11 protein-coding genes and 5 tRNA genes are annotated in these 15,048 nt (G+C 75.4%); 7 read left to right on the top strand and 9 right to left on the bottom strand.

Annotation, left to right across the window (positions count from 1 at the left end; genetic code table 11):
• Positions 1-45 precede the first annotated feature (45 nt).
• The gene (locus SCK26_RS30315; protein ID WP_318204522.1) at positions 46-579 is read left to right on the top strand and encodes a DsbA family protein; all 534 of its coding nucleotides are present in this window, start codon (positions 46-48) and stop codon (positions 577-579) included.
• Between the two features lie 67 nt (positions 580-646).
• Here the strand turns inward: SCK26_RS30315 and SCK26_RS30310 are convergent, their stop codons facing one another.
• The 3 genes from SCK26_RS30310 to SCK26_RS30300 all read right to left on the bottom strand — a co-directional run bounded on the left by SCK26_RS30310 (position 647) and on the right by SCK26_RS30300 (position 3,450).
• Positions 647-1,471 (bottom strand): GNAT family N-acetyltransferase, encoded by an 825-nt coding sequence (locus SCK26_RS30310; protein ID WP_318204521.1) that lies wholly within the window; start codon positions 1,469-1,471, stop codon positions 647-649.
• 105 nt (positions 1,472-1,576) lie between these two features.
• Positions 1,577-2,398: an aminodeoxychorismate lyase gene (locus tag SCK26_RS30305; RefSeq protein WP_318204520.1), complete on the bottom strand. Its 822-nt coding sequence runs from the start codon at positions 2,396-2,398 to the stop codon at positions 1,577-1,579.
• Positions 2,395-3,450: a chorismate-binding protein gene (locus tag SCK26_RS30300; protein ID WP_318204519.1), complete on the bottom strand. Its 1,056-nt coding sequence runs from the start codon at positions 3,448-3,450 to the stop codon at positions 2,395-2,397. The genes SCK26_RS30305 and SCK26_RS30300 overlap by 4 nt, the downstream gene beginning before the upstream one ends.
• A 178-nt stretch (positions 3,451-3,628) precedes the next feature.
• Here SCK26_RS30300 and SCK26_RS30295 point away from each other — a divergent pair.
• The 5 genes from SCK26_RS30295 to SCK26_RS30275 all read left to right on the top strand — a co-directional run bounded on the left by SCK26_RS30295 (position 3,629) and on the right by SCK26_RS30275 (position 4,097).
• Positions 3,629-3,701: transfer RNA gene (locus tag SCK26_RS30295), tRNA-Gly, on the top strand.
• A 38-nt stretch (positions 3,702-3,739) separates the two neighbouring features.
• Positions 3,740-3,813 (top strand) — tRNA-Cys (locus SCK26_RS30290).
• A 1-nt stretch (position 3,814) separates the two neighbouring features.
• A tRNA-Val gene (locus SCK26_RS30285) sits at positions 3,815-3,886 on the top strand.
• Between the two features lie 38 nt (positions 3,887-3,924).
• Positions 3,925-3,996, top strand: a tRNA-Val gene (locus tag SCK26_RS30280).
• Positions 3,997-4,025: 29 nt separating this feature from the next.
• Positions 4,026-4,097: transfer RNA gene (locus SCK26_RS30275), tRNA-Val, on the top strand.
• Positions 4,098-4,149: 52 nt separating this feature from the next.
• Here the strand turns inward: SCK26_RS30275 and SCK26_RS30270 are convergent.
• From SCK26_RS30270 to SCK26_RS30260, 3 genes are all read right to left on the bottom strand, one after another.
• Complete coding sequence (locus SCK26_RS30270; RefSeq protein WP_318204518.1) at positions 4,150-4,446, bottom strand: zf-TFIIB domain-containing protein; 297 nt, start codon at positions 4,444-4,446, stop codon at positions 4,150-4,152.
• A gap of 80 nt (positions 4,447-4,526) precedes the next feature.
• Positions 4,527-5,543 carry an aminoglycoside phosphotransferase family protein gene (locus SCK26_RS30265; RefSeq protein ID WP_318204517.1) on the bottom strand — a complete coding sequence of 339 codons (1,017 nt, stop codon included), beginning with the start codon at positions 5,541-5,543 and terminating at the stop codon, positions 4,527-4,529.
• A 456-nt stretch (positions 5,544-5,999) separates the two neighbouring features.
• Positions 6,000-6,176 carry a hypothetical protein gene (locus tag SCK26_RS30260; protein WP_318204516.1) on the bottom strand — a complete coding sequence of 59 codons (177 nt, stop codon included), beginning with the start codon at positions 6,174-6,176 and terminating at the stop codon, positions 6,000-6,002.
• A 601-nt stretch (positions 6,177-6,777) separates the two neighbouring features.
• Here SCK26_RS30260 and SCK26_RS30255 point away from each other — a divergent pair.
• The gene (locus SCK26_RS30255) at positions 6,778-8,199 is read left to right on the top strand and encodes a serine/threonine-protein kinase (RefSeq protein WP_318204515.1); all 1,422 of its coding nucleotides are present in this window, start codon (positions 6,778-6,780) and stop codon (positions 8,197-8,199) included.
• Positions 8,200-8,286: 87 nt separating this feature from the next.
• On the opposite strand, the gene SCK26_RS30250 is transcribed toward SCK26_RS30255, so the two are convergent.
• The 3 genes from SCK26_RS30250 to cobT all read right to left on the bottom strand — a co-directional run bounded on the left by SCK26_RS30250 (position 8,287) and on the right by cobT (position 14,976).
• A complete protein-coding gene (locus SCK26_RS30250; RefSeq protein WP_318204514.1) occupies positions 8,287-9,105 on the bottom strand; it encodes an RNA methyltransferase in 819 nt (272 codons plus the stop codon).
• A gap of 96 nt (positions 9,106-9,201) precedes the next feature.
• Positions 9,202-10,434, bottom strand: coding sequence for a uroporphyrinogen-III C-methyltransferase (cobA, locus tag SCK26_RS30245; RefSeq protein ID WP_318204513.1), 1,233 nt, complete (start codon positions 10,432-10,434; stop codon positions 9,202-9,204).
• A gap of 192 nt (positions 10,435-10,626) precedes the next feature.
• Complete coding sequence (cobT, locus tag SCK26_RS30240; RefSeq protein WP_318204512.1) at positions 10,627-14,976, bottom strand: nicotinate-nucleotide--dimethylbenzimidazole phosphoribosyltransferase; 4,350 nt, start codon at positions 14,974-14,976, stop codon at positions 10,627-10,629.
• Positions 14,977-15,048: the final 72 nt, after the last annotated feature.

Genomic DNA, 15,048 nt, shown 5'->3' with positions numbered 1-15,048 from the left:
GGTCCCGGTTGGGCCGCCCCTGTCCGGCCTGGAAGACTGGTGGGTATGAGCGACTCCTCCCCCGCACGCGCCGATGCCCTCGTCCTCGACGTCTGGTGCGAGCTGCAGTGCCCCGACTGCCGTACCGCCCTGGACGACGTACGCGCCCTGCGTGCCCGCTACGGCGACCGGATCGAGCTGCGGCTGCGGCACTTCCCGCTGGAGAAGCACAAGCACTCCTTCGCCGCCGCGCAGGCCGCCGAGGAGGCGCTGGAGCAGGGCAAGGGCTGGCCGTACGTGGAGGCCGTGCTGGAGCGGGTCGCGGAGCTGGACCGTCAGGGAGAACCCTTCCTGGTCGAGGTGGCGCGCGAACTGGGTCTGGACGCGGAGGAGTTCGACACCGCGCTGATCGACGGCCGGCACATCCTGGCCGTGGACGCCGACCAGGCCGAGGGCAAGGCGATCGGCGTGACCGGTACGCCGACGTACGTCATCGGCGGCGAGCGCCTCGACGGCGGCAAGAGCCAGGAGGGCCTGCGCGCACGCGTCGAGGACGTCGCGGACCGCCTGCTGGCCGGCCGCACCGCCGGGCAGGCCTGAGCACCGGCCGGGCCAGGACGGCCGGTCCCGCGGCGTGCCCGGCCACAGGGCCGCCCCGGGGCGCCTGCTACAGCAAGGGCTTGCTCAGGCAGTGGAGCACCGGTTCGTAGCCGAGTGACGCGTACAGGTGCTCGGCGGGAGTGTTGCCCGCGAAGACGTTGAGGCCGAGGACCGGGCGGCCGGACTCGATCGCCTGGCGTTCCGCCAGGAGCATGAGCGTGCGGCCGTGTCCCCGGCCCCGGTGGGCCGGGTACGTCTCGACGTCGAACACGTACGCCTTGGGCTCCCCCACCGCCACCCACAGCGTGCCCACCGGGACGCCCTCGTGTTCCAGCACGCTGAAGAGCACGCCGTCGGTCGCGAGGCCGTGCGGCAGCAGCCTGGCGTGGTCGTTGCGGGACTTGGCGCGGGCGGCGGCCTCGGGGACGCCGAGGTCGATCCACGTGCGGGCGAACCGCTCGCTCTCGTCCGCCATCCAGGCGTCGTACTCCTCCTCCGTCATGGGCCGCGCGCGGCTGCCCGGTGGCAGCGCGGGCGGGGCGGCGCCGAGGCGTTTGTCCATGCCGCGGTTGCGGACGGTGTAGCCGAGGGTGCGGAACAGGCCCAGGGCGGCGTCGGCCGTGGCGGGCACCAGGGCCTCCAGCTGGACGCAGCCCCAGCCGCGGGCCACCTCCTCCGCGGCGAGCGCCGCCACGGTGCCCCGTCCGCGCCGCCGGTCGGGCTCGGCGATCCGCAGGTCGATGATGCGGGCCACCGGGTCGCCGAGGGACGGTGAGGTACCGAGGTGGATCTCGCCGACGGGACGGCTGTTCACGCACACCGCGTAGCGCCGTGAGCGGGTCCCGTCGGGGTTGTGCCGGAGCGGCTCGGCCGGCCGCAGGGTCGTCGTCATCACAGGTGTTCTACCCGCGCCGGCCCGCCGAGTCAGCCGGTTTTCGGTACCGCCGGCCACCGGGACCGCGCGGCGGCCCGCCGCCGTAGGGGCATGCCGCCCGGCTCAGGGGTCCGGGTGCCGACCGGACCGCTCGTCGAAGACGCGCATGGCCTCGGCGGTCACCGGCCCCCGGGTGCCGGGCAGTTCGCGTCCGTCGATCCGGTGCAGGGCCTGCACGTCCCTGAGGCTGGAGGTGAGGAAGACCTCGTCGGCGCGCTGGAGGACGTCCAGCGGCAGGTCGGTCTCCCGGGCGCCCGTCCACTCCAGGACCAGGGCCCGGGTGATGCCGGGCAGACAGCCGGAGGCGACCGGCGGGGTGTGGATCTCGCCGTCCAGGACGACGAAGACGTTCGTCGCGGTGCCCTCGCAGAGCCGTCCGGCCGTGTTGCCGAACAGGGCCTCGGAGGCGCCGAGCCGGCGGGCGCGGTCGAGGGCGACGAGGTTCTCGGCGTACGACGTGCTCTTCACGCCGGCGAGGGCGCCGCGCTCGTTGCGGGTCCAGGGGACGGTGACCGCCGTGGTGGAGTCGGGGCGGCGGACGGTCTCGCCGACGGCGACCACCAGGGTGGGTCCCTGCCCGCCGCGGCCGGTGCCGAGCGGGCCCCGGCCGCCGGTGCAGGTGATCCGCAGCCTGCCGAGCGGCATCGCGTTGGCCTCCAGTACGGCCGTACAGGCGCGGCGGATCTCGTCGTGGTCGGGGTCGGGCAGGCCGAGGACGCGGGCGGAGCGGGTCAGCCGGTCGAGGTGCCGGGTGAGCGCGAACGGCTCGCCGTGGACCGTCTTCACGGTCTCGAAGACGCCCTCGCCGACCGTCAGGCCGCGGTCGAGGACGGAGACCAGGGCGGATTCCGCCTCGCGCAGCCCGCCGTCCAGCCAGATCCTCATCCGAGCACCTCCCCGGTCTCCTCGTACGCGCCCGACGCCACGGCGAGCAGCCGGGACGCCTTCAGCTCGGTCTCCCGCCACTCCCCCTCCGGGTCGGACCCCCAGGTGATGCCGGCGCCGCTGCCGAAGCGCAGGACGCCCGCGGCGCGGTCGATCCAGAAGGTGCGTATGCCGACGGCCAGCTCGGCGGTGCCCCGGTCGGCGTCCACCCAGCCGATGCCGCCGCAGTACGGTCCGCGCGGTGCCGTCTCCAGCGCCTCGATGATCCTCAGGGCGCTCGACTTGGGGGCGCCGGTGACCGAGCCGGGCGGGAAGGCCGCGGCCAGCAGCTCCGGCCAGCCGGCGTCCGCGCGCAGTTCGCCGCGCACGGTGGAGACGAGGTGGACGAGCCCCGGGTGCTTCTCCACCGCGCACAGGTCCGGGACGGTCACGCTGCCGGTCGCGCACACCCGCCCGATGTCGTTGCGGACCAGGTCCACGATCATCACGTTCTCGGCGTAGTCCTTCTCCAGGAGGTCCGCCTCGGTGCGCCCGGTGCCCTTGATCGGCCCCGACTCGACGGTACGGCCGTTCCGGCGCAGGAACAGCTCGGGCGAGGCGGTGGCGATCTCCACGCCGTGCTCCGGCAGGCGGATGGTGCCCGCGTACGGCGCGGGGTTGCCGCGGGCCAGTACGGCGGTCAGCGCGTCCACGTCGGCGCCGGGGGCGACGGGCGCGCTGAGCACCCGGCAGAGGTTGGCCTGGTAGACCTCGCCGGCCGCGATGTGCTCGCGGACGCGGCGGACGGCCGCCGTGTACGCGGCGCGGTCCAGGGAGGAGGTCCACTCACCCGGCCGCGGGCCCCGCCACCGGCCGGGGCGCGGGGCGGGCACCGGCTCCTCGCGTACGTCGGCGAAGCGGGCGCAGGTCAGCCGGCCCTCGAAGTCCGCGCACACGGCCCAGAAGCCGGTGGAGTCCAGGGCGGCCGGGTCGCCGGTGACGTCGAGCAGACCGGTGGCGACACGGTCGCCGAAGCGGGCCAGAGGAGGGAGCGCGAGGGGGTGGTGGAGCACGTGGTCGAGTCTAGGTCGGGGGTCCCGCGGGTGGCCCAGGGATGTCCCGGAGGGGGCGCTGACCACGGGGTACGCGGAGCGCACCGCAGCACGCTGCGCAAACGCGTTTTTGTGCTGGCCCAGGAATCCGCTAGAGTTCAACACGTCGCCGGGACGCGGAAGCGGACCGAAACGACAAGCGGACGTAGCTCAGTTGGTAGAGCGCAACCTTGCCAAGGTTGAGGTCGCGAGTTCGAGCCTCGTCGTCCGCTCGAAGGAAGTAGGGGTCATCCCGATCCCCTACACTCCTGGTGGAGTGGCCGAGAGGCGAGGCAACGGCCTGCAAAGCCGTCTACACGGGTTCAAATCCCGTCTCCACCTCCAAGGACGATTAGCTCAGCGGGAGAGCGCTTCCCTGACACGGAAGAGGTCACTGGTTCAATCCCAGTATCGTCCACTGGATCTTCGGATCCCGGATCTTCTCGAAGGTCCCCCGCGCGATTAGCTCAGCGGGAGAGCGCTTCCCTGACACGGAAGAGGTCACTGGTTCAATCCCAGTATCGCGCACCGCCTGTGACTCTCGGGTCACGGTCCGCGGACGATTAGCTCAGCGGGAGAGCGCTTCCCTGACACGGAAGAGGTCACTGGTTCAATCCCAGTATCGTCCACACAGTAAGAAGCCCCCGGCCGTCTCGTACGGCCGGGGGCTTCTTCGTGCGCTCAGCTGGAGAACAGCATGCGGCCGAAACTCTTGTGGCGCTGGTGGCCGTAGTGACCGTGGTCGCCGTGGTGGCCGCCGTGCGGGGCTCCCCAGGCGGGCGCGGGCGGGGCCGCCGGGTAGGCCTGCGGGGCGGGCGGCGGGGGCGGGGCCGGCTGCGACCACTGGGCCTCCAGACGGGTCAGCGCCTCCAGCTCGCCGTAGTCGAGGAATATGCCGCGACAGCCGCTGCACTGCTCGATCTGGACGCCGTTGCGGTTGTAGGTGTGCATCGGCGCATGGCACTTCGGACACTGCATGCTCGGCTCAACTCCTCGCCGGTCGGTACCGCTTCGTGTTTCCCCAGGACAGACTCCGTCCGGCCCCGGGCGGTTGCAGCCTAGTCCGGGATTCCCGGCGCCGGCTCGGGAGGGTGTGCGGGGGCGGACGGCATGCGCGCGCAGGCGTCCGCCACGGCCTGCTCCACCTCGTCCAGCGGGCGGCCGGCGGCGAGCGCCTTGGTGATCGCCAGGGCGGCCGTCTGCACGGTGAGCGCGCGGGCCGGGACGTCCAGGACGGGCCAGGGGTCGCCGTCCGCGGGCACGGCCGGGCCGCCGGCGCGCCGGTAGGCGCTCAGGAAGCGGGTCCACTCGTCGGGCGGGAGGAGTCCGCAGGCGTACCAGGCGGCGGGGCGGGCGAGGTCCCAGGCGGGGACGCCGGCGCCGAGGTCGTCCACGTCGATGAGCCGCCACGGGCCGTCCGGGGCGGGATGCCGGACGAGCTGGCCGAGGTGCAGATCGCCGTGGCAGAGGACCGCCGGGCCGGGCATCGGGGCGTCGGCCCGGGCCCAGGCGGGCAGGGCGGCCCAGGCGGCGAGGACCGGGCGGGCGGCGGGGCGGGCGGGCGCGTGGGGCGTGGTGCGCAGGGCCGAGCGGAGCCGGTGGAGGGCGCGGGCGGCTTTGGCGGGGCCGCGCATCGGGGGCAGGCCGGTGGGTACGGGGGCGCGGTGCAGCCGGGCCAGCAGGGTGGCCACGGCCTCCCAGGGGGCCGCGTCCGGGTCGTCCGGGTCGACGGGGGCGCCGTACGGCCAGAGGGTGACCAGGCGGTCGTGCGGGTCGCGCAGCGGGGCCGGGACGGGGGCGAGGGGCGGCAGCAGCACGTCCGGGAGCCGGGCGGCCCTGGCGACGCGGAGGGCCAGCGCGGCGGGGTCGGTGCCGGGAGCGTGGGCCTTGGCCACGACACCGGCGTGGCGGACGACGGTGGCGTCGGGACGGGTGGCGAGCGAGGCGGTCGCGCAGGGGCAGGGGGCGGGGACGCCGTGGGGGTGGGCCGCCGCCTCGGCCTGGGCGGTCAGGGCGGATATGACGGGGTCCGCGGGGGTGCCCGCGGTCGTGGTGGTGGCCGGGTCTGCGGTCAAGGCTGCCTCGGGGAAGGGTGGCTGTTCGGCCGAGGGTACCGGGGGTGGCCGCGGGGAGGGTCGCCCGCCCGCGCCGGCGAGGTACGGCGGGCCGGGCGGCGCCACAGCGCCTGAAGGGGTTCGGTCCACCGCGCGGGCCGGGTCACGGACTCGGCACCGCGCCACGACGGCGGAAACCCACTGTCCCGTACGACGGCCGGGCGGCGCCACAGCTCCCGAAGAGGCACGGGACACCGCGCCGGCCGGGCTCACGGACTCGGCACCGCGTGACGGCGGAGGCCCGCTGCTCTTGTACGGCGGGCCGCGGCGTCGTGGTGGAGGGGTGTGAAACGGCTAATGCCGGCGCAGCTCCCCAGCTGCGCCGGCATTGTTGCCGTCCGCCGCACCCCCGTCCCCACGGGGTTTCATGGATCGATGTCCCCGCCCGGACCGCTCTTCCGGGCCTGGGGTCGCCGCTCAGCGCCCCAGCATCGCACCCACGGACGACGCCTGTGTGGCCACCGTCTCCCAGCCGTCGAAGACGAGCAGGAGCAGGGCCGCGAGGGGAAGGGCCAAGAGCGTCGCCACCAAGGGGTGGCGGCGGCCCGTGCGGCGGTGAGCGAACGCCGTGCGTCGCGGTGCCGTGTGGGCCATGGTCCCTCTCCTGACTGTTCGGTTGTCGTCGGCAGCGGCGGGCGTCCGATCTCGGGGGACGAGTACCGCACCCACCGCTTGTCCCCAATCTAGGCGCGGCCCCCGCGGGTGACGTCATGCCCTCGTACCGATTGCCGGGCCTCCGCGAGGATGAGCCCCGAGCCGCGAAGTACTCCCCTGGGTGGAGAAGCGGGCCCGGGTATCGGGGTCTTCCCGGAGAGGGCGCCCGCTCTGTCCGGTCATTTCGGAAGCATCCCGCTCACCGGGTGGAGTGACTTCGATCACTCGGACCGGTGTCGGGAGGGGGTCCGGGAGCGGACCGTGATCCGGGGCGCGGGCCCGCCCGCGGACGGTCCGTGCCCGGTGGCCGGCGGGGCCGGCACCGGGGGTGCCGTCGCTCTCCGCGAGCTCAACCTCCCGGAGCGGCACGCGGGTTGAGGGTCACGGTGGCTCGAAGTCGCCGTAACGCGCGGGGTGCTGACCGGGTTTCACCTCCTCCGGGCCGCCCGCACAATCCGTTCCGCCGAGAGGGCGCGGCCTCTGCGCGCGGGCGGCCGTGGAAACGTAAGCTGTGCCACGTCACAGGGACCGGGCAGCGGGGATGGACATGGCGATGATGCGCCTGAGGCGCGAGGACCCGCGCGTCGTCGGCTCGTTCAGGCTTCACCGACGGCTCGGCGCGGGCGGGATGGGCGTGGTCTATCTCGGCTCCGACAAGAAGGGGCAGCGGGTCGCGCTGAAGGTGATCCGGCCGGACCTGGCGGAGGATCAGGAGTTCCGGTCGCGGTTCGCGCGCGAGGTGTCCGCGGCCCGGCGGATCCGCGGCGGCTGCACGGCCCGGCTGGTCGCCGCCGACCTGGAGGCCGAGCGGCCCTGGTTCGCCACCCAGTACGTGCCCGGCCCCTCCCTGCACGACAAGGTCGCCGAGGAGGGCGCGCTCGGCGCCGCGGACACGGCGGCGATCGGCGCGGCCCTGTCCGAGGGGCTGGTCGCGGTCCACGAGGCGGGTGTCGTCCACCGGGACCTGAAGCCCTCCAACATCCTGCTGTCCCCCAAGGGCCCGCGGATCATCGACTTCGGCATCGCCTGGGCCACCGGCGCCTCCACGCTCACCCATGTGGGCACCGCGGTCGGCTCCCCCGGCTTCCTCGCCCCCGAGCAGGTGCGCGGCGCGGCGGTCACTCCGGCCACCGACGTCTTCTCGCTGGGCGCGACCCTGGCGTACGCCTCGACCGGCGACTCGCCCTTCGGGCACGGCAGTTCCGAGGTGATGTTGTACCGGGTGGTGCACGAGGAGCCGCACCTGGCGGGCGTGCCGGACGCGCTGGCTCCGCTGATCCGGGCCTGTCTGGCGAAGGACCCCGAGGAGCGGCCCAGCACGCTCCAGCTGTCGTTGCGCCTGAAGGAGATCGCCGCCCGGGAGGCGCAGGGACTGAACGACGTACGGCCGCCCCACCCGCGTGCCGCCGAGGCCGACCGGCCCACCGGACGGCTCGCCGACACCTATCCCGAGCCGCAGCGCGCCCAGCGGCGCGGCTCCCCCGGTACGCCGCCGCCGCGCGGGAGCGCTCCGGCCCGGGGCGGTGTGCCGTCCAGGGGCGGGGTCTCCGCGCGCGGGGACGTGCCGTCCCGTGGGGGCGCGGGCGTGCGTGGCGGCGGGCGCGGCGGTGCCGGCTCCGCCCGGCCGGGCACGGTACGGCCCACGCCGGCGCCTCGCGGCGGCGGCCCGCGGTCCGGCGGCGGCCGTCCGGCTCCGCGCGGCGGTCCGGGACGGCGTCCGGCGGGAGGTGTGCGGCGGCCGGCGAATCCGCGGCTGCTGCGGCAGCGGCTGTTCGTGTTCGTGGTGGTGACGCTGCTGGTGGCGCTCGGTATCGCGGTGGCCCAGGGCTGCCAGGGACCGGCGCGCGGGCTGGGCGGCGACGGCGGGGTCCGGTGGGAGCGGCACGCGCAGCCGGGCCATGCGGTGCGCGGTGTGACTCCCCTGACGGGCGAGGACGTGCCCGCGGCGGACCGGCCGGCGTAGTCGCCGGGCCGCGGCCCGCGGCCGGAACAGCCGGCCGGGGCCGGCGGTGGCGGATACCGGGCGGGACGTCGGGTGTCGTTGCGCCGGTCAGGATGCGGGGCGGCCCGTCGCCACCGCGTAGAACGCCACCGCCGCCGCCGCGCCCACGTTGAGCGAGTCGACGCCGTGGGCCATCGGGATGCGGACCCATTCGTCGGCGGCGGCTAGGGCCTGCCTGGACAGGCCGTCGCCCTCCGCGCCGAGCATGAGCGCCACCCGGTCCATGCGGTGCGGAGCGGCCTCGTCCAGGCTGCCGGCCTTCTCGTCCGGGGTGAGCGCGAGCAGCGTGAAACCGGCCTCGCGGACCGAGTCCAGCCCCTTCGGCCAGGTCTCCAGCCGGGCGTACGGCACGGAGAACACCGCGCCCATGGACACCTTGACGCTCCGCCGGTACAGCGGGTCGGCGCAGTCGGGCGACAGCAGCACCGCGTCCATGCCGAGGGCCGCCGCGGAGCGGAAGATCGCACCGATGTTGGTGTGGTCGTTCACCGACTCCATGATCACCACGCGGCGGGCGGCGCGGAGCAGCTCGGCGGCCGTCGGCAGCGGCTTGCGTTGCATGGAGGCGAGGGCGCCGCGGTGCACGTGGTAGCCGGTGACCCGTTCGGCGAGTTCCGGGCTGACGGCGTACACCGGTGCCGGGAGTTCGTCGATGACGTCGCGCATGACGTCGATCCACTTGGCCGAGAGCAGCATCGACCGCATCTCGTAGCCCGCCTCCTTGGCCCTGCGGATGACCTTCTCGCCCTCGGCGATGAACAGGCCCTCCGCGGGCTCCCGCCGACGGCGCAGTTCGACGTCGGTGAGGCCCGTGTAGTCGCTCAGGCGCGGGTCGTCGGGGTCCTCGACGGTGATGAGATCGGCCACGGGATGTTACTGCCTTGTCCTGGAGGTGCTGCCAACGGCTGGGTCGTGCTTGCGTCACCCCGGGTTGGCTACCCGAGGTTATCCGGTCGTGCGGGCTCAGGCGACGGGTTCCGGGCCGACCCGTACGACCTCGCCGACGACGATGACGGCCGGGGGCCTCACGTCCTCGGCCCGGACCGTCTCGGCGACCGTGGCCAGGGTGGCGTCCACCCTGCGCTGGGCGGCCGTCGTGCCCTCCTGGACCAGGGCCACCGGCGTCGTCGGCGGCTTGCCGTGCGCGACGAGCGTCTCGGCGATCTTCCCGATCTTGTCGACGCCCATCAGGATCACCAGGGTGCCCGTGAGCTTCGCCAGCGAGGGCCAGTCGACCAGGGAGCGCTCGTCGTCGGGCGCCACATGCCCGCTGACCACGGTGAACTCGTGCGCGACCCCCCGGTGCGTGACCGGGACGCCGGCCGCGCCCGGCACCGAGATGGAGCTGGAGATGCCGGGGACCACCGTGCACGGTATGCCGGCCTCGGCGAGCGCCTGGACCTCCTCCATGCCCCGGCCGAAGACGAACGGGTCGCCGCCCTTGAGCCGGACCACCGCCTTGCCCTGCTTGGCGTGCTCGATCAGCGCGTTGTTGATGGCCTCCTGGGCCATGTAACGGCCGTAGGGGATCTTGGCCGCGTCGATCACCTCGACGTGCGGCGGCAGCTCGGCGAGCAGATCGCGCGGGCCCAGCCGGTCGGCGATGACGACGTCCGCCTCGGCGAGCAGGCGCCGGCCGCGGACGGTGATCAGGTCGGGGTCGCCGGGGCCGCCGCCCACCAGGGCCACGCCGGCGCTGCGGGTGCGGTGGTGCGGGGCGACGAGGGTGCCGTCGCGCAGGCCCTCCACGACCGCGTCGCGGATGGCCGCGGTGTGGCGCGGGTCGCGGCCTCGCGCGTGCGTGGTGAGCACGGCGACGGTGACGCCCTCGCTGTGGCCGGTCGCCGGGGTCCACGCCGTGGCCTGGTCGGCGTCGTCGGAGCGGACGCACCAGACGCGGTGCCGCTCGGCCTCGGCGGAGGCGCGGGTGTTGGCGTCGGGGTCGCTGGTGGCGATGAGGGCGTACCAGGCGTCGGCGAGGTCGCCCTCGGCGTAGGCCCGCCGCTCCCAGGCGATCTCGCCCGCCTCGGCCATGGCCTCGACCGAGGGGGTCGCCTCCGGGGATACGACGGTGATGTCCGCGCCGGCCGCGATCAGGGCCGGCAGGCGGCGCTGGGCCACGGTGCCGCCGCCGAGGACGACCACGCGGCGGCCGGAGAGGCGGAGGCCTACGGGATAGGCGGGGTGTTCGGCCATGAGGGCGTCCTCCGGTGGCTTTGCGGTGGCGCTGACGTGCGGATTTTACGGTGGCGGCGGCGCGGGTGGGGCGGGTGTCCGGTGGCTGGGCAGGGCGGCCGGTACGGGTGCCGGTGCGGGGACGGGCCCACGGGCGCCTGCGGGTGCCCGGCACCGCGGTACCGGGCGCCCGTCCCTTACTTCTCGGTGACGCTACTTCTCGGTGACGCCCGCCGAATCGAACGTGGCCACTTCGTGCATCGCCCTCGCCGTGCTCTGGACGAGCGGGAGCGCCAGCAGCGCGCCCGTGCCCTCGCCGAGGCGGAGGTCGAGGTCGACCAGAGGACGCAGGCCCAGCTTGTTCAGCGCCGCGACATGGCCGGGCTCGGCGCTGCGGTGGCCGGCGATGCAGGCCGCGAGGACCTCGGGGGCGATCGCACGGGCGACGAGGGCCGCCGCGCCGGCGCTGACGCCGTCCAGGATCACCGGCGTGCGCAGCGACGCGCCGCCGAGCAGCAGGCCGACCATGGCCGCGTGCTCGAAGCCGCCGACGGCTGCGAGGACCCCGATCGGGTCGGCCGGGTCCGGCTGGTGGAATTCCAGCGCGCGGCGGACGACGTCGGTCTTGCGGGCCAGCGTCTCGTCGTTGATGCCCGTGCCGCGCCCGGTCACCTCGGCCGGGTCGGCGCCGGTGAAGACGGAGATCAGCGCGGCGGACGCGGTGGTGTTGGCGATGCCCATCTCACCGGTGAGCAGCGCCTTGTTGCCGGCCGCCACCAGGTCGCGGGCGGTCTCGATGCCCACCTCGATGGCCGCCTTGACCTCCTCGCGGGTCATCGCGGGGCCGGTGGTCATGTCGGACGTACCACCGCGGATCTTGCGCGGCAGGAGGCCCGGCGTGGCGGGCAGGTCGGCGGCCACGCCCACGTCCACCACGCACACCTCGGCGCCGACCTGGGCGGCGAAGGCGTTGCAGACGGCTCCTCCGCCGAGGAAGTTGGCCACCATCTGGGCGGTCACCTCCTGCGGCCAGGGAGTGACGCCCTGGGCGTGCACGCCGTGGTCGCCGGCGAAGATCGCGACGGCGGCGGGTTCCGGGATCGGCGGCGGGCACTGGCGGGACAACCCGCACAGCTGTGCGGAGATGATCTCCAGCATGCCGAGCGCGCCGGCCGGCTTGGTCATGCGCTTCTGGCGCTCCCATGCCTCGCCGAGCGCCTTGGCGTCGAGCGGGCGGATCTGTGCGACGGTCTCGGCGAGCAGGTCGTGGGGTTCCTCTCCGGGCAGGGCGCGGCGGCCGTATGTCTCCTCGTGCACCACCCAGGACAGGGGGCGTCGCTTGGACCAGCCGGCCTGCATCAGCTCGGGCTCGTCCGGGAACTCGTCGACGTACCCGACACACAGGTAGGCGACGACTTCCAGGTGCTCGGGCAGGCCGAGCGCGCGGACCATCTCCCGCTCGTCGAAGAAGCTGACCCAGCCGACGCCGAGGCCTTCGGCGCGGGCGGCGAGCCAGAGGTTCTCCACCGCGAGCGCCGAGGAGTAGGGCGCCATCTGCGGCTGGGTGTGACGGCCGAGGGTGTGCCGGCCGCCGCGGGTGGGGTCCGCGGTGACGACGATGTTGACCGGGGTGTCGAGGATGGCCTCGATCTTCAGTTCCTTGAACTGCTTGGCCCGGCCCTTCGGCAGCGATTTGGCGTAGGCCTCGCGCTGCCGCATCGCCAGTTCGTGCATCGTCCGCCGGGTCTCGGCGGATCTGATGACGACGAAGTCCCAGGGCTGCGAGTGGCCCACGGACGGCGCGGTGTGCGCGGCCTCCAGGACCCGGAGCAGTACCTCGTGCGGGATGGGGTCGTCGCGGAAGCCGTTGCGGATGTCGCGGCGCTCGCGCATCACCTTCAGGACGGCCTCGCGCTCGGCGTCGGCGTAGGCGGGCGCGGCCGGGCCGGTGGACCGTCGTGCTCGCGCCGCCTCGGCCGTGCTCTCTTCCTGCTCGGCGGCCCCGGTCTCCGGGTCCTCCGCGTGCCGTACGGCCTCGGGAGCGGGTTGCGCGTCCGCCCCGGCCGGCTCGCCCTCGCGGGGCGCGGGCACCGTGGCCACCGGCTCCGGCTGCTCCTGCGGGCCCTGTGGTCCGGCCGCGGGCGCCGTTGCGGGCTGCTGCGGAGCGGGTGCCAGGTGCGGGGTGGTGGGCACCTGGCCCTGCACCGGCACGAACTGCCCGAGCGGCTGCGTCGTGTCCGGTACGGCGGTGTCCGGCGCCGACGCCTGCGGGTCCGGGTGGGGCTCGGGGGCGGCGGCCGGTGCCGCTTGCGGCTGCTGCTCGGGGGTGGGCGCGGCGGGGGTCACCGGGGCGTCGGCCTCGGGTCCGGCTTCGGTGCTGTGCGGGGCCTGCTCGGCGAGCTGCGGTCCCTGCGTCCGGAGCACGGCCGGCTCGGGTGCCTCGACGGGTGCCTGGGGCTGCGGCGCCTCGGGGGCCTGCGGCGCGGCGGGCTGGGCGGCCGGTACGGCGTCGGAGGCGGCCGGGGCCGGCTGGGCCGGAGCGGGGTCGGCGATCGGAGCGGTGGGCTCGACCGCCGGGGCGGCGGGGCCGGCCGGGGCTTCAGGGGCGGCGCCCTGGGGCACGTCCTGGCCGGCGACCGGGGCGGCGGCCTGGGCCGTCTCATGAACCGCGGCCGGAGCGTCGGCGGGAGCCGGGACGGGCGCCTGAGCCATGTCCTGGCCGGCGACCGGAGCGGCGGCCTGCGCCACCTCCTGGACAGCGGCCGGGGTCTCGGCCGGAGCCGGGGCCTCGGCCGGAGCCGGGGCCTCGGCCGGAGCCACCTCTTGGGCCACCTGGTGGATCGCAGCCGCGTCAACCGGCTGCGCCATCTCCTGCACAGCGGCCGGGGCCTCGGCGGGAGCCGGGACGGGCGCCTCAGCCATGTCCGGGGCGGCGGCCTGCGCCACCTCCTGGACAGCGGCCGGGGCCTCGGCCGGACCCGGGACGGCAGCCGTAGCCACCTCTTGGGGCACCTGGTGGATCGCAGCCGCGTCAACAGGCTGCGCCGTCTCCTGCACAACGACCGGGGCCTCGGCGGGAGCCGGGACGGGCGCCTCAGCCATGTCCGGGGCGGCGGCCTGCGCCACCTCCTGGACAGCGGTCGGAACCTCGGCGGGAGCCGGGACAGCGGCCGGAGCCACGTCTTGGGCCACCTGCTGGATCGCAGCCGGGTCAACGGGCTGCGCCGTCTCCTGGACGGCGGCCGGGGCCTCGGCGGGAGCCGGGTCGGTGGGCGCCGCGGGCTCCGGGGTGTCGGCGGCAGGCTGGGGCTGGGCGGGGTCGGTGGCCTGAGGGGTGAGCTGCGCGTCCTCGGTCTGCTCGGCGTCCGCGCTCGGCTGTACCGCCTCGACCACGGGGTCGGTCGCCTCGGCGGCGGTCGCCGCGGTCTCCGGCGCGCCCGCCACACCGCTCGCCGCGGCGGTCGCCGCTGCCTCAGCGGTCCCGGCGGCAGCGGCGGCGACCTCGACGGTCGCCGCGGCGGCCTCCGCGGCCTCGGCGGCCTGCGCGATCCGCACGGCCTGCGCCGGAGCACCCGGTTCCGCCGTCTCCACCGCCTCCACGACGGCTTCGGCATCCTCGGGAGTCGCGTCCGGGGCCGCACCTTCGATGCCCGGCGCCTCCGCCGGGGCGGTGTGGATCTCGCCGGACGCGCTGTGGGCCGTCGCCTGGCTCGCGAGGCGGGCCATCGCTGCCTGGGCCGCGTCGGCCGGCTCGGCGGGGGCGGGCGCGGCCGGGCCAACCGTTTCGGCAGCCGGTGCCTGCGCGCCGACCGGAGCCGGGGCCTGGACATCGGCCTGAACCGGAGCCTGCGCCTCCCGCTGAACCGGGACCTCGGCCGCGACCGGAGCCTGGCCCTGAGTCTCGACGTGTGCCTCGGCCGGTTCCTGTACCTGCGGCTCACCCGGCGCCGGAACCGGTCCCCCGGCCTGCGCCTGCGCCTGCGCGTCAGCCTGCTCCTGGCCCTCGGCCGCACCCGGAGTTCCGGGCGCCGCGCCCCAGGGAACCGCGTTCTGGGGGGCCGGCTGGGGCTGGGCGTCGAGGTATTCGGGGCCGGAGGACGGCGGCGCGGGCTGTCGTACCGGTGCTCCGGCGGGACCGCGGTCGGCGAGGGAACGGACCGGGCTCGCGGAGGCGTCGGGGATCGGCGGGCCGAGATGCAGCGGACGGCGCGGCGGCTGCGGCGCGGCCACCGGGTCGTGCGGCGCCGAGAGGATGGGCGACGGCGGCACCGACGCAGGACCGGAGTCGGGCAGGCGGACGCCGCCGAGGTCGACCGAGCCGGTGTCACGGCCGGCCGTCTCGTGCGGGCCCGGCTCGTGGACGGCCTCCACCACCGGTTCCGGAGCGGGTGGCGGCACCTCGTTGCCCCACGCTCCCTGGGCACCCGGCAGCAGCAGGTCTTCGTCCTCGGCGGGCGCCTCGGACAGGTAGGTGTACGCGCCGTGCGCGGGGACGCCCGGCTGTTCCACCATGCCTGCGCTCTCCGGCTGCCCCTCGCCCGGGACCTGGCCGGTGTCCGTCATGCGTACCCCTCGCCCATCGGTTAGTGCTCCTACGACCAGCTCACCCGGAACGGCGCACCGACCGCCCCGCAG

Source organism: Streptomyces sp. SCL15-4 (genome assembly GCF_033366695.1).
In the GTDB taxonomy this organism is placed as follows: Bacteria; Actinomycetota; Actinomycetes; order Streptomycetales; family Streptomycetaceae; genus Streptomyces.
This window is presented reverse-complemented; position numbering and strand designations above follow the sequence as displayed.